Source organism: Mesorhizobium humile, from assembly GCF_033977215.1.
GTDB classification, from domain to species: Bacteria; Pseudomonadota; Alphaproteobacteria; order Rhizobiales; family Rhizobiaceae; genus Mesorhizobium; species Mesorhizobium humile.
In genome coordinates this window covers 194,741-208,670 of the sequence record NZ_JAVIIV010000005.1, presented here as the reverse complement: position 1 = coordinate 208,670, position 13,930 = coordinate 194,741, and the positions used below count along the sequence as shown (strand labels likewise).

Below are 13,930 nucleotides of genomic sequence, written 5' to 3'. Positions count from 1 at the left end.
CAGAGCGCCATGGCTGAAGCGGTCGACAAGGATTCCAAAACCGAGGAAGCCACAGAAAAGAAGATCCGCGACACGATCGAACAGGGCAAGCTGCCCCATTCGCGTGAGACCGCGATCTTTGCGTCCTTCCTCGCCATACTGGTTTTCGCCGTCTTCTACGCCAAGGACGCGATCGTCGATCTCGGCATGTTCCTGTCGACGTTCCTGGAAAAGCCGGAAGCCTGGCCGATGGACACCGAGACCGACGTCATCTCGCTCTACAAGCAGGTGATGACCGAGATCGGCCGCGCCGTGGTCAGCCTCTTGGTGCTGCTGACGGTTGCCGGCATCGGCGCCTCGGTCTTCCAGAACATGCCGCAAATCGTCGGCGAACGGATCAGGCCGCAGCTGTCGCGCATCTCGATCGCCAAGGGCTGGAGCCGGATGTTCGGCGCACAGGGCTGGGTCGAATTCCTGAAGTCGCTTGCCAAGCTCGGCTTCGCCATCGCGGTGCTGAGCTTCACGCTCTCGGAAGATCATCGCAAGCTGCTTGCCGGCATGATCACCAACCCGGTCTCGTTCGGCATGGTCATACGCGGCATCTTCGTCGACATTCTTGTGGCGATCGTCTTCGTCATGGGGCTGATCGCGGTGATCGACATCGTCTGGTCGCGTTTCCACTGGCGGCGCGACCTGCGTATGACCAAGCAGGAAGTCAAGGACGAGCTGAAGCAGTCGGAAGGCGATCCGATCGTCAAGTCGCGGCTGCGCTCGCTGGCGCGCGACCGGGCGCGCAGACGCATGATGACGGCCGTGCCGCGCGCGACGCTGGTGATCGCCAATCCGACGCACTATTCGATCGCGCTGAAATATGTGCGCGAGGAAGATTCCGCGCCGATCGTGCTGGCCAAGGGACAGGACCTGGTAGCGCTCAAGATCCGCGAGATCGCCAAGGAGAACAACATTCCGATCTTCGAGGACGTGGCGCTCGCGCGCTCCATGTACAAGCAAGTTTCGGTTGATAGCGTGATCCCGTCGCAATTCTACCAGGCGGTCGCCGAGTTGGTGCGGATCGTCTACTCGAAAAAGGCCGCGCGCAAAGCAACCCAATGAACGGACGCCGCTAATCCATGGACCGGCAACCACACGCCAACTCCCGCGAGCTTATCGTCGCCAGCGCCATCGAGCCCGTTGTGGGTGAATTGAGGCTCATCGACGTTGCCGACTATATCGCCTTCATCCGGCTCGAGCATCTCGCCTGCCTGTCGGATCTGGTGGATTCGGCGGCCGAGCTTTACTTCCGGCCAGGCACGCTTCGCCTCGGCCATGGCGCGGAGGCGCATGTAGACTGGAGCGGCAGCCCGCGCATCGTGCTCGATCTCGAGCTGCGGCCACGCGGCGTGACGGTCTATTTCCAGCTGACGCTGACCGAGCACGAGGCGTCCGTGGTGGTCAACTATGTCTCGTTCGAGAAGCCCGGCGAGACGCCCGAGCACAACACGGCCTTGCTCGAGGACGCGATCGAAGAGGCTCGCATCCGCAGGACCGAGCCGCTGGCCTTTTGATTGCAGTCGTCCCAAACCTCGCTATGGCACGCTCAAAGCGCCGCGCGCTGAGACGGGTTCAGGCCACGCGCTTTAAGCCTTGGTTTTGATGCATGTCGCCCAAAACCGCTGCATGCATTGGCGCGGCTATTCGATCAGGCCGAGCCGCAACGCCTTGGCGACCGCCTGGTTGCGGTTGACCGCGTTGAGCTTCTGCGTCGACTGGGTGAGATATTGGTTGGCGGTATGTACCGAGAGCTTGAGGAGCTTGGCGATCTCCTCGCTGGTGTTGCCGTTGGCGGTCAGCTTCAGACATTCGAGCTCGCGCTTGGAGATCGAGCGCGTTTTGCCGGCGTCGCCGGGGCGGATGCGGGCGACTGCCGCGAAGAGCGCGAAGGAGCGGGCGTGGATCTCGCAGAGTGTTTCGTCGGTGAGCGCGATCTCAGAACCCAGGAAAACGACCAGTCCGCATTGACCACGATCGGCGTGCACCGGAAGGGCGATGCCGTTGGTGCCGGGCGCCAGCGGCGCGGTCTGCTCGGCCCAGGCGAGCGCGTCAAAGATCTGTCGCGACCCGGCGGTGCCGTCGTCGGCCCACCAGCGCGGCGCCGTCGAGAGACGGCTGTGGCGCACCATATCCTCGCCATTGGCGCCGGAGATGAACTTGGTCGCGACCGCGGTGCCGGGATAATCGGAATCGAAACACGCGACCAGTCGCGCGCGCTCGGGCGAGGGGCTGACGAAATAGAGCCCGAAGGCCGAGGCGTTGATATCGACGGCGATCCAGCGGCAACGCCGCACGGCATCCGGAATGGTGACCGCGTGATGGGTCTCCGAGCCGAGCGAGAAGGCACCAAACGGATTGCGCTGATCGTTGAAAAGGGCTGCTGCCGCCTCTCTGACCTGTGCGTGCTTCAAATGATGCCGCTCCTGATCGCGGTCGCGATCGCCATCGCGCGGTTGCTGGCCGCGAACTTCTGGATGGCATGCGTGATGTAGCTGTTAACGGTGTTCGACGAGACACCGAGGATGACGGCCACCTCATCGGTGGTCTTGCCTTCCGAGACCCAGAAGAGGCATTCGCGCTCGCGGTCCGACAGCGGATCCTGCATCGATGCCGCCGCGATCAGCTGCGGAATGCTGGAAAGCGCGTAGCAGCATTTGAGCTGCGCCTTCATCAGGGCGGTCAGGTCGATCCTGCCCGCCTCGGCGGCCGAGAACAGCACGAACAGGCGCTGCCGGCCGACATTCAACTTCAGCGAATAGATTTCAGCGTGGCCGAGCACGTCGAGCAGGCGGGCTTCCTCACCGGTCAGCAATGCTCCGGCGTCAGGCGCGTGCGCCGCCACCAACGGCTTCGGGCGTATGCCCGGCGCCACGGTCAAGGGACCCAGCGCCAGGTTGGCAATCAGCCTTTTGCCGATCAGCTCGATGGCATCGAAGATCCAGTTGGAGGAGACGATGCGCGCATCGTTGCGGTCCTGGTCATGCACGATGGCGACCAGCATGTAGCTGTCGGCGCCGATATCGGCGGCAAGCTGCATGAAGAAGGAGGTGAGATCGCCGCGCGACGTCAGGCGCGAGCCTGAAGTGTCGGGTTGGAGAAGCGCGGCGGGACTGCTCATTTTAATTCTTGGATTCTTGCCGGAATCGATCCTTGTGCCCGGTGTTGGCGAAGCCAACGGCCGGACCCGAAACGCGTCACGTTTACGAAGACACACTCACGGGCGCGAACGGCGCCCAACCGCGCCGAATCCCTCTAGGGAACGCGAAACCGTCCGCGTCTGGTGCCGGCCTGGCGCCGGAACTTGAGACTTTGGGTGGTCGCCGCGCCCCCCATGGACCGGCTGATTCGGGTCTAATCTACCCGCAGATGAATCCGACATCAAACGCGATTTGACAAAATCGAATCCGGTGGACTCGCTTTGCGACTCAGCAGCCGGTCTTCGCGTTACTTGGCGGTGATTTCAAAGTCGAATTGAGCCGATGATTTCGCGGCGGGGCGCAAAAAAACACGCCCCCGGTTGCGTCCGAGGGCGTATGTCCCTGATTGGTTCAGCGATCCTCGAAACCGGTCAGCACGCCAACGGCGTTGATGCCGATCTCTTCGACGGCGTAGCCGCCTTCCATGACGAACAGCGTCGGCAGGCCGAGGCTGGCGATGCGGCGGCCGATCTTGGGATAGTCCTCGCTCTTCAGCTTGAACTGGCTGATCGGGTCCTTCTCGAAGGTGTCGACGCCGAGCGAGACGATGACGACGTCGGGGGCGTAGGCCGCGAGCTTGGCGCAGGCGTCCTCCAGCGACGCGCTCCAGCCGTCCCAGTTGGTGCCGAAGGGCATCGGGTAGTTGATGTTGAAGCCTTCGCCTTCGCCTTCGCCGCGCTCGTCGGCATGGCCGAGGAAGAACGGATACTCGACCATCGGATCGCCATGCAGGTTGAGGACCTGGATATCACCGCGGCGATAGAAGATCTCCTGCGTGCCGTTGCCGTGATGGTAGTCGACATCGAGGATCGAGACGCGTTTGGCGCCCTGGTCGCGACACCACTGCGCGACGACGGCGGCGTTGTTGATGAAGCAATAGCCGCCCATGAAGGCAGCGCCCGCGTGGTGGCCGGGCGGGCGGCAAAGCGCGAAGGCGGTGCGCTCGCCGCCCTTGACCAGGGCGGCGGCGGTCAGCGCGACGTCATAGGAGGACTTGATCGCCGCCCAGGTGCCTTCGACGAAAGTGGCGCCGGCGTCGAAGGAATAATAGCCGAGCAAGGCATCGATCCGCTTCGGCGGCACGTCGCCGCGCAGGCCGCGCGTCGGCCAGGTGAAGCCCATGGCCGATCCCCTGAAGCCGGCGGCGACCCATTCCGGCCACACCGTCGGCAGGAAATCGATGTAGTGGGCTTCATGCACGCGCTTGGCGGCGGCGAGGTCGTGCTCGACCGGTCCGATGATCGGCCCGAGCTTCTCGCTCTCCACCCGCGCCCTGATGAATTCAGCCCGCGACGGCTTCTCGAAGCCCGGCACGATCGCCGACGTGACCAGTTCCATCTGGCCTGAATGACCGGCGTGAAGCGGCGAATAGACAGTTTTCATAGAAATTCCCCTGGAAGTGCGAAATCGGTTGGAGGTGCGAAAATTCAGTCGAGATTGAGATGGGGGGTCACCAGAGCGAGCCACATGGCTTCCACATCGTCCTCGATGAGGTCGAAGGTCCTGCGATCCCTCTTCAGCCCGACAAGCCGGCAGACATGGCCGACTTCCATCATCAGCACGCCGAGCCGGCTGGCGATCTTGGCTTCGAGAGCCGGATTCACATGCTGCAGCCACGCGGCGTAGAGGGCGATGATCTCCTTGTCATATTCGTCCTGGATCGGCCTTAGGTCGGCATTGCCGGATATCGCCTCGATCACCGGCATCAACGTGGCGTTGTCGAGATAGAGCCTGGACGTGTCGATGAAGAGCTTGCGCACCTCGCGCCGAAACTCGTCACGGTTGGTTGGCCGTGGGACGTCGATGCGCTTCTGGATGACCTTGGGAAAAGACGACAGCCAGCGCCGGGCCAGGTCCAAAAGAATGGCCTCCTTGTTGGGAAAGTACTGATAAACCGAACCGACCGACAGGCCCGCGCGCTGCGCGATGGCGAGTGTCGTTGGCGTTCTGGTTCCTTGCTCGCGCGTCAGGATCAGCGCCGCGTCGAGAATCCTGTCGACCACCTTGCTTGACCGTTGCTGCCGCGGCTGCTTGCGCGGTTCGAGCGCTATCTTGGTCTTGCGGTCGAGACTGCGCTTCACTGTTCGTTGCCCCCGTTCCCCGCCCGGCCTCACCATCGGCGCGCGGTGCGGTCCACTATACATTCCAAATTCCGGCTGTTGACAAACGCGAATAAACAGTCGCATTCTTTATCCACGCTGTCTTCCACGATAACAAGGGGAATTTCGAAGACGGCGCATCGGCATCGACTTTTGTCCCATGGCGTCGCCCCGGTGGAGCGGCTGACCGTTGGACGTGGCGTTGCCGGTCCCTCAGCAAAATGTGGAGTCGCGATGTCGGTTGCGGATGGTGGTGCGGATCTGGTGGTCGTCAACGGCCGAGTGCTGACCATGGATGATGACAATCCCACCGCCGAGGCTGTTGCCGTCAAGGACGGCGTCATCATTGCCATCGGCAACCGCGCTTCCATCGAAGAACTCAAGGGACCGGCGACAAAGGTCGTCGACGCCCATGGCGGATCCGTCCTGCCGGGCTTCATCGAGGCGCATATGCATCTGTTCGGCGGCGCGGCCGAGCTCGACAACCTGCATCTGGCGGGCGTGCACGGCTTCGACGCGCTGCGCGACGCGATCCAGGATTTCGCGGCCAGGCGCCCGGACGTCAGGCTCCTGATCGGCGCCGGCGTTGACTACGCGATCCTGCCGGAGCCGGTGACGCGACACGATCTCGACCGTATCATTCCCGACCGGCCCTTCGCCATGTCGGCTTCGGACCACCACACGATGTGGGCGAACACCAAGGCGCTGGAAGAGGCCGGGCTGCTCAATGGCAGAGAGGTCGGACAGGGCAACGAGATCGTCATGGGCGCCGACGGGCTTGCCGCGGGCGAGCTGCGCGAAGGCGAGGCCTTCGGGCCGCTCCTCGACCATTATGGGGCCAACCGGACGCGGCTCGGCCTCGAGGGCGCCGAGCCGGATCCCTATCCTTCGGCGGAGGAACTGGCCGCCGATCGTGACCTGATGCATCGCGGCCTGCAGTGGTGCGCCAAGCACGGCATCACCTCGATCCAGAACATGGACGGCAATCTCTATCAGCTCGAGCTGCTGGCCGGGCTGGAAGAAGAGGGGCGGCTTCTCTGCCGCACCAAAATCCCGTTCCACTTCAAGAACTTCATGAAGCTGGACATGCTGGAAAAAGCCTCGCGGATGGCCGCGGCCTACAATTCCGAATGGCTGACGTCCGGCATGGTCAAGGTCTTCTATGACGGGGTGCTGGATTCCTGGACGGCGGTGATGGTCGACGACTATGCCGACCGGCCCGGATGGCGCGGCGAGCCGCTGTTTTCGCCGGAGCATTTCGCCGAAGTGGCGGTCGAAGCCGACAGGCGCGGCCTGCAGATCGCCGTGCATTCGATCGGCGATGGCGCCGTGCGGGCGGTGCTGGACGGCTACGAAGCGGCGCAGAAGAAAAACGGCAGGCGCGACAGCCGGCACCGCGTCGAGCATATCGAGGTGACAACGGCCTCCGACGTGCCGCGTTTTGCCGAGCTCGGCGTGCTCGCCTCGATGCAGCCGGCGCATCCGCCGGGCGCGCTGAACTTCCCGATGGAGCCGACGATCTCGCGCATCGGCCGTGACAAGTGGGCGCTGAGCTATGCCTGGCGCACGTTGAAAAACGCCGGCGCGCGCGTGGTGTTCGCGTCCGACTGGCCGGTTTCGCCGATCGATCCGATCCTGTCCATCCAGGCGGCAGTCATGCGCAAACCTTGGGCAGAAGGCATGCCGGACCAGAGCTTTTCGTTGCAGGAAGCAATCGAGGGCTACACGGTCGAGGGCGCCTACGCGGAGTTCATGGAAGATCGCAAGGGTCGCCTGAAGACCGGGTATCTGGGCGATATCGTCGTTTTGTCGGCTGACATCGAGGCGACCGCGCCGGAAGCGCTGCACACCGTGCGCCCGGTGACCACCATCTGCGGGGGAAAGATCACTTACCAAGCCTAACGATGGCATAGGAATTGCTTAATTGAATAGGGGCTCGGATCGAGTCACTGCTCCGCAGTTGCCAAGCCGACCAGCTTGTGGTGACAATCAAACAGGAACACACCTGCCGACAAGAGCAGGCTCTCTCAATGGGGTAATCGTGCCGGAACAACCGGGTAAGAACGCGATCGAAGTTCGCGGTGTTCGCAAGGTCTTTGGTACCGGCGAAAATCAGGTAGCCGCTCTCGACACGGTGTCCGTGTCGATCCGAGAAAACGAGTTTTTCACTTTGCTCGGCCCGTCCGGATGCGGAAAGACGACGCTGCTGAGATTGATTGCCGGCTTCGATTTTCCGACCGCCGGAGAGATATTGCTGCACGGCCAGGACATCGCGCCGCTGCCGCCCTTCAAACGTCCGGTCAACACCGTCTTCCAGAGCTACGCGCTCTTCCCGCACATGACGGTGGCGCAGAACATCGGTTTCGGACTGGAGATGCTCGGCAAGCCGAAAGCCGAGATCGAGGCGCGCGTCGCCCAGATGCTGAAGCTGGTCAAGATGGAGGCGCTGAAGGCGCGCAGCACCAGCCAGATCTCGGGCGGCCAGCAGCAGCGCGTGGCGCTGGCCCGGGCGCTGGCGCCACAGCCGAAGGTGCTTTTGCTCGACGAGCCTTTGTCGGCACTGGACTACAAGCTGCGCAAGGAAATGCAGATCGAATTGAAGCGGCTGCAGAACGAAACCGGCATCACCTTCATCTTCGTCACCCATGACCAGGAAGAAGCGCTGACCATGTCCGACCGCATCGCGGTCATGTCGGCCGGCAAGATCCTGCAGGTCGGCACGCCGCGCGACATCTACGACCGGCCGGCCGAACGCTTCGTCGCCGACTTCATCGGCGAAACCAATTTCCTGCCTGGCACGGTGGTGTCGAAAAAGCCTGGCGTGGCGACGGTCAAGTTCGCCAGCAACGCGACGATCGCCGCGGGCTATCCGGAAGGCTTCGACCCGACCGGCGAGGTGACGCTTGTGGTTCGCCCCGAACACGCCGACCTGGTACCCGATCCGGCCAAGGGCACGATCGCCGGGACGCTCTCCAACATCGTCTATTTCGGCACCGACACGCACTATCACGTCAAGCTCGACGGCGGCGAAAACTTCATCGTGCGCCACCAGAACAGCCGCTCGTCGTCGGTCACCTACGCGACCGGCGCCAAGGTCGGCATCCAGTTCGAGGAGGACGCCGCCCGCGTCCTGAAAGACTGATGACGACAGCCGCGCTCTCCCCGACCACGCTCTCCAAGGCCGCGTTGTTCGAAGCCCAGGCGGTGAAAGCCGGTGCTCGGCGCAACCGGCTGCTGTCACTGCCGGCGCTGATCATCATCGGCATATTCGGCGTGCTGCCGCTCCTCATCATCTGCGTCTATTCGTTCCTGGTCGCCGCGCCCTATGGCGGCGTGCAGTGGCAGTTCTCGACCGACGCCTATCTGAACTTCCTGTTCCAGCGCGACATTTTCGACGATACGCTGCAATTCACGCCGGACTTCCTGGTCATCTACCTGCGCTCCTTCCTGTTCGCGGTGGTGACGACGATCATCTGCCTGCTGCTCGGCTTTCCGACCGCCTATTTCATGGCCACCCGGCCGCCGGCGCAACGCAACTGGTGGGTGCTCCTTATCACCATCCCGTTCTGGTCGAACCTTCTGGTGCGCACGCTGGCGATCATGTTCATCATCCGCGACGAAGGCCTGATCAACGACGCGCTGATCGGCTTGGGTGTGATCGATAAGCCGATCACCATGCTCTACACCAACTTCGCCATCCAACTCGGCCTGCTCTACGCCTTCCTGCCGTTCATGGTGCTGCCGCTCTATTCGAGCCTGGAGAAACTCGACTTCCGGCTGATCGAAGCCGCGTATGATCTTTACGCGACGCGCCGACAGGTGCTGTGGCGGGTGATCATCCCGATGTCCAAGCCCGGCATCATCGCCGGCTGCCTGCTCGTCTTCATCCCGGCGCTCGGCGCCTATGTGACACCGCTGATCCTTGGCGGTGGCGTCCACCTGATGATCGGCGATCTCATCGCGCAGCAGTTCGGCTCGGGCCGCAACTGGCCGCTCGGCTGTGCGCAAGCGCTGATCCTGATGGCGGCGGTGCTGGTGGCGCTGTTCTTCTATGTCCGCAACACGTCGGGCAAGGTGCAGCATGGCTGAGCCCCGCATCATGGACATCAAGGACCAGCCGGGCTTCCGTTCGATCGCCATCATCTGCCTTTTGGTGCTCTATGTGCCGGTGCTGATCCTGATGATCTTCTCGCTGAACAGCGGATCGCTGGTCACACATTGGGAAGGCGTCACGCTCAACTGGTACGGCAGCGCGTTCCTCAACGAGGAATTCCATGCCGCGGCACGCAACACGCTGATCATCTCGGTGACCGCGACGATCGTCTCGACCATCTGCGCGACGCTTGCAGCGATCGGCATGACACGCGTGAAGCCGTGGCGCGGGCTTGCGGCGGCTTTCATGGTGATCAACCTGCCGCTGATGGTGCCCGAGATCATCACGGCAGTGGCGACGCTTTCCTTCTTCGCGCTGATCGCCGGCGCGTTCGGGCTGAATTTCGGCATCGGCAACCTTATCCTCGCCCACACCGTGTTCTGCATCCCCTTCGCCTATATGCCGATCCGGGCGCGGCTGGAGGATATGGATCTGACGCTCGAATATGCGGCGGCGGACCTTTACGCGACGCCGTGGAATGCCTTCAGGCGCATCACGCTGCCGCTGCTGGTTCCCGGCATCATGTCGGGTGGGGCACTCGCCTTCATTGTTTCCTTCGACGATTTCACCATCACGCAGCTGGTCGCCGGCCCTGGCCAGACGACGCTGCCCCTCTACATCTGGAACCAGATCCGGCGCCCGATGACGCCGGAGATCAACGCCATCTCCACCATCCTGCTCATGGTGTCGATCCTGTTCGTCTCGATCTCGTTCCTGATCGCGCGGCGACGCGCCAAATGAGCTCCAAACACAACAATGGGAAGGCAAGGAGAACATAAATGTCTGGAAAACTGATGGCGGCCGTTTCCGCGGCCGTGCTTTTATGGGCAGTGCCGGCGCTCGCCGACGGCGAACTGCATATCTACAACTGGGGCGATTACACCAACCCGAAGCTGATCGATAAGTTCCAGAAGCAGTACAACATCAAGGTGACGCTGGACGACTACGATTCCAACGAAACCATGCTGTCCAAGGTGCGCGCCGGCAATTCCGGCTACGACATCGTCGTGCCGTCGGACTACACCGTGAAGATCATGGTCGAAGAGGGCCTGCTCGAAAAGACCGAGCCCAACGCGATGCCGAACGGCAAGAACATCGATCCGCGCTTCGTGGACGTCTATTGGGACAAGGGCCGCCACTATACCGCGCCGTGGCAGTTCGGCACGACGGCGTTCTCGGTCAACACCGACAAGTTCAAGGGCGACATCAACAGTTATGCCATCCTGTTCAATCCGCCGGATGAACTCAAGGGCCAGATTAACGTGCTCGACGACGTCAACAGCGTCCTGCATGCGGCCGAGCGTTATGCCGGTGTGCCGCGCTGCGGCGCCGACAAGGCCAATCTGAAGAAGGTCAACGACATACTGATGGCCGCCAAGCCGTCGTGGAAGACCTTCAGCTACGACACCATCACCAAGATCACCTCCGGCGACGTCATCGTGTCGGAGCAGTGGAACGGCGCCAGCTATCGCTCGCGCCAGAAGATACCGGCGATCAAATATGCCTATCCGAAGGAAGGCATCGAAGGCTGGATGGACAATGTCGCGGTGCTGAAGGGCGCCAAGAACCTCGACAACGCCAAGCTGTTCCAGGACTTCGTCATGGCGCCCGAGAACGCGGCGCTGATCTCGGAGTTCGCCGGCTATGACAACGGCATCGCCGGCAGCCACAAATTCCTGCCCGAGGAATTCGCCAACTCGCCGGAAATCAGCCCTCCGGCCGGCTCGCCGACGCCGGAATTCGTGCCGCCGTGCCCGCCGGACGTGGTGGAGATCTACAACAAGATCTGGACCAACCTGCGCAAGTAATTTCGCAGGCAAGCATGACAGGAGGGGAGGCTCCGGCCTCCCCTTCGTGTGACTGTTTCTGTGCATGTCGTTTCCCAAAACCGCCGCGCACTTTTGGGCGACATGCATTAGGGAGGATCTGATGACATCGTACCGCAACTCCGATCCGCGGCCGCCGATCATGCAGGGCTCGCCACCCAGCCTTGTGCCGCCGAAGCTCGATTGGGACCGGCCGCCGTGGAACCGCTGGGCCTTCCAGCACATGCGCGAATTCCTGCCGACGGTCGAAGTCTGGCGCGGTAACGGCCATCGCCATCGCCTGGAGCGCAACGAGGTTGACCTCGATGGCTTGGCTGTCGTGGACAGCAATGGAGCACCGACGACGCTCGCCGGCTTGCTCGACGAAACCTATGCCGACGGCTTCCTGGTGCTGAAGGACGGCAGGATAGCCTATGAGCGCTATTTCAACGGCATGGATGAGCGCACGCTGCACCTGTCGCAGTCGATGGCGAAATCGATCACCGGATCGGTGTGCGGCATCCTGGTCGGGCGCGGCCTGATCGATCCGGGCAAGCTGGTCACCGACTATCTGCCGGAGCTCGGCCAGACCGGCTGGGCCGGCGCCACCGTGCAGCAAGTGCTCGACATGACGACGGGCGTGCGCTTCTCCGAGGAATATACCGATCGCTATTCGGAGATCGGACAGGTCGATGTCGCGACTGGCTGGAAGCCAGTCCCTCCGGGCAGCGATCCGGATTTTGCGTGGCCGTCGCACCTGTTCGAGCTGATCCTGCGGCTGAAGGACCGAGTGCGCCCGCATGGCGCGGCGTTCGAATACCGCTCGATCGAGACCGACGTGCTCGCCTTCGTCATGGAACGGGTGAGCGGCAAGCGCCTGGCGCAGCTCGTCTCCGAAGAGCTCTGGCAAAAGCTCGGCGCTGACGAAAGCGCCTGCTTTACAGTAGACAGCGCCGGCTACGCGCTGGCCGATGGCGGCTTCAACGCGACGCTGCGCGACTATGGCCGCTTCGGACAATTAATACTCGACAATGGCGGCGGCGTGGTCCCGGCCGACTGGATCGAGGCGACGCGCAGCGGCAAGCACGGGCCGAATTTCAGCCCGAGCCTTCCGGACGGCAGCTATCGCAACCAGTTCTGGATCGAGGATTCGCGTTCACGGTCGCTGATGTGCCGCGGCGTATTCGGCCAATTGATCCATATGAGCTGGGAAAACAGGATGGTCGTGGTGAAGCTTTCGACCTATCCGGATTTCCTCAACGCCGCCTATTCGGTGGCGACGCAGAAGGCGGTGCATGCCATCGCCGCCGCGCTGGGCTGAAGCCGCAAGCAGAATCCGGGAGAGTATCATGAGCGGCAAGACCGCGTTCGAGGCTCAATATGGTTTTGCCCGCAAGGATGTGCGGCTCGAAACCTGGCGGCTGGCGCCGTTCAACCGATGGTCCTTCCAGAATGTCGGCGAGTTGGTGCCGAGCGCGCATGTCGCGGCGGCGCCCGGCGGCGAGGAGCAGGCGAAGTCGCTCGGCGCTTTGCTCGAGGAGAAGGTCTCGCTCGCCGGCGGTAGCGAAACCGTCGAGAGCTTCCTGAAGCGTTCCGACACCGATGGGCTGACGATCCTGAAGGCGGGCAAGCTGGTTGGCGACTGGTCGGCGCCGCATATGCCGTTTGGAGCCCGCCACATCATCTTTTCGATCAGCAAGTCGGTGACGGCGATCCTCGCAGGCATATTGGAGGGCGAAGGGGTGTTCGACCCCGGCGCGCCGGTGACGCAATACATTCCCGAAGCCAAGGGCTCGGCCTATGGCGATGCGAGCGTGCGCAACGTGCTCGACATGACGGTCAGCCTCGATTTCGAGGAAGCCTATCTCGATCCAGAGAGCGCGTTCGCCCGCTACCGCCGCTCGACGCTGTGGAACCCCGGTGGCGGATCGGAGAGCCTCACGGCATTCCTGATGAGCATCCAGCGCCTTGCCGAGCCGCACGGCCAGACCTATCGCTACCGTTCGCCCAATTCCGATATGCTCGGCATCCTTGTCGAGCGCGCTTCCGGCAAGCGCGTCAGCCAATTGCTCAGCGAAAAACTCTGGCAGCCGCTCGGTGCCGCAAGCGAGATGTCGGTGACGGTCGACATGGAAGGCACGGCGCGCACCGCCGGCGGCATGTCGATGACGCCGCGCGACCTTGCCCGCATCGGCGAGATGATGCGGCAGGGCGGCACGGCCAATGGCCACCGCATCGTCCCGGAAGCCTGGGTGCGCGACACGGTCGCCACCGGCGGCAGCCATGAAGCCTGGCAGCGGGGCACGATGGCCTTCCTGTTTCCGAACGGGCGCTACCGCAACAAATGGTACCAGACCGGCCATGACAGCGGCGCCTTCTGCTGTATCGGCATCCACGGCCAGTGGCTCTACGTCAATCCGAGGGCGGAAGTGGTCGTCGCCAAGATGTCGTCGCAGCCGGAGCCGGTGGATGAGAAGCTGGATGACGATATTGTGGTGTTCCTGGATGCGCTGAGCGGCATGGTCTGAGCCGACCCGAGATTGGTTCCAAGGGCTGTTTTCTGTGGACCTTCGGCGCATGATGAAACCGGCGCGGTTGGCGTGACGGTTCTCCGGGCCTATGGTCGCCGCTCTTTTCGACAGGGAT

At 62.8% G+C, this 13,930-nt stretch carries 13 protein-coding genes; 9 read left to right on the top strand and 4 right to left on the bottom strand.

Annotated elements, in window-relative coordinates:
* Positions 1–9: 9 nt before the first annotated feature.
* Both flhB and RFM52_RS10825 read left to right on the top strand, forming a co-directional pair.
* Positions 10–1,092: a flagellar biosynthesis protein FlhB gene (gene flhB, locus RFM52_RS10830; RefSeq protein WP_320293203.1), complete on the top strand. Its 1,083-nt coding sequence runs from the start codon at positions 10–12 to the stop codon at positions 1,090–1,092.
* A 17-nt stretch (positions 1,093–1,109) separates the two neighbouring features.
* The gene (locus tag RFM52_RS10825) at positions 1,110–1,544 is read left to right on the top strand and encodes a hypothetical protein (RefSeq protein WP_320293204.1); all 435 of its coding nucleotides are present in this window, start codon (positions 1,110–1,112) and stop codon (positions 1,542–1,544) included.
* A gap of 126 nt (positions 1,545–1,670) precedes the next feature.
* Here RFM52_RS10825 and RFM52_RS10820 read toward each other — a convergent pair whose 3' ends face one another.
* From RFM52_RS10820 to RFM52_RS10805, 4 genes are all read right to left on the bottom strand, one after another.
* Positions 1,671–2,441 carry a helix-turn-helix transcriptional regulator gene (locus RFM52_RS10820; protein ID WP_320293205.1) on the bottom strand — a complete coding sequence of 257 codons (771 nt, stop codon included), beginning with the start codon at positions 2,439–2,441 and terminating at the stop codon, positions 1,671–1,673.
* Positions 2,438–3,148, bottom strand: coding sequence for a helix-turn-helix transcriptional regulator (locus RFM52_RS10815; RefSeq protein ID WP_320293206.1), 711 nt, complete (start codon positions 3,146–3,148; stop codon positions 2,438–2,440). Before RFM52_RS10815 ends, RFM52_RS10820 begins: the two co-directional genes overlap by 4 nt.
* Positions 3,149–3,578: 430 nt before the next feature.
* The gene (locus RFM52_RS10810; RefSeq protein WP_320293207.1) at positions 3,579–4,610 is read right to left on the bottom strand and encodes a histone deacetylase family protein; all 1,032 of its coding nucleotides are present in this window, start codon (positions 4,608–4,610) and stop codon (positions 3,579–3,581) included.
* 44 nt (positions 4,611–4,654) lie between these two features.
* Positions 4,655–5,308 (bottom strand): TetR/AcrR family transcriptional regulator, encoded by a 654-nt coding sequence (locus RFM52_RS10805; RefSeq protein ID WP_320293208.1) that lies wholly within the window; start codon positions 5,306–5,308, stop codon positions 4,655–4,657.
* A 252-nt stretch (positions 5,309–5,560) separates the two neighbouring features.
* On the opposite strand from RFM52_RS10805, the gene RFM52_RS10800 reads away from it, so the two are divergent.
* The 7 genes from RFM52_RS10800 to RFM52_RS10770 all read left to right on the top strand — a co-directional run bounded on the left by RFM52_RS10800 (position 5,561) and on the right by RFM52_RS10770 (position 13,812).
* Positions 5,561–7,228, top strand: coding sequence for an amidohydrolase (locus tag RFM52_RS10800; protein WP_320293209.1), 1,668 nt, complete (start codon positions 5,561–5,563; stop codon positions 7,226–7,228).
* A 139-nt stretch (positions 7,229–7,367) separates the two neighbouring features.
* Positions 7,368–8,468, top strand: coding sequence for an ABC transporter ATP-binding protein (locus RFM52_RS10795; RefSeq protein ID WP_320293210.1), 1,101 nt, complete (start codon positions 7,368–7,370; stop codon positions 8,466–8,468).
* The gene (locus RFM52_RS10790; protein ID WP_320293211.1) at positions 8,468–9,415 is read left to right on the top strand and encodes an ABC transporter permease; all 948 of its coding nucleotides are present in this window, start codon (positions 8,468–8,470) and stop codon (positions 9,413–9,415) included. Before RFM52_RS10795 ends, RFM52_RS10790 begins: the two co-directional genes overlap by 1 nt.
* On the top strand, positions 9,408–10,220 hold the full coding sequence (locus RFM52_RS10785) for an ABC transporter permease (RefSeq protein WP_320293212.1): 813 nt from the start codon (positions 9,408–9,410) through the stop codon (positions 10,218–10,220). Before RFM52_RS10790 ends, RFM52_RS10785 begins: the two co-directional genes overlap by 8 nt.
* A 38-nt stretch (positions 10,221–10,258) precedes the next feature.
* A complete protein-coding gene (locus RFM52_RS10780) occupies positions 10,259–11,287 on the top strand; it encodes an extracellular solute-binding protein (protein WP_320293213.1) in 1,029 nt (342 codons plus the stop codon).
* Between the two features lie 121 nt (positions 11,288–11,408).
* Positions 11,409–12,605, top strand: a complete 1,197-nt coding sequence (locus RFM52_RS10775; protein WP_320293214.1) for a serine hydrolase domain-containing protein — start codon at positions 11,409–11,411, stop codon at positions 12,603–12,605.
* Between the two features lie 28 nt (positions 12,606–12,633).
* Positions 12,634–13,812: a serine hydrolase domain-containing protein gene (locus RFM52_RS10770; RefSeq protein ID WP_320293215.1), complete on the top strand. Its 1,179-nt coding sequence runs from the start codon at positions 12,634–12,636 to the stop codon at positions 13,810–13,812.
* The last annotated feature ends 118 nt before the right edge of the window (positions 13,813–13,930 follow it).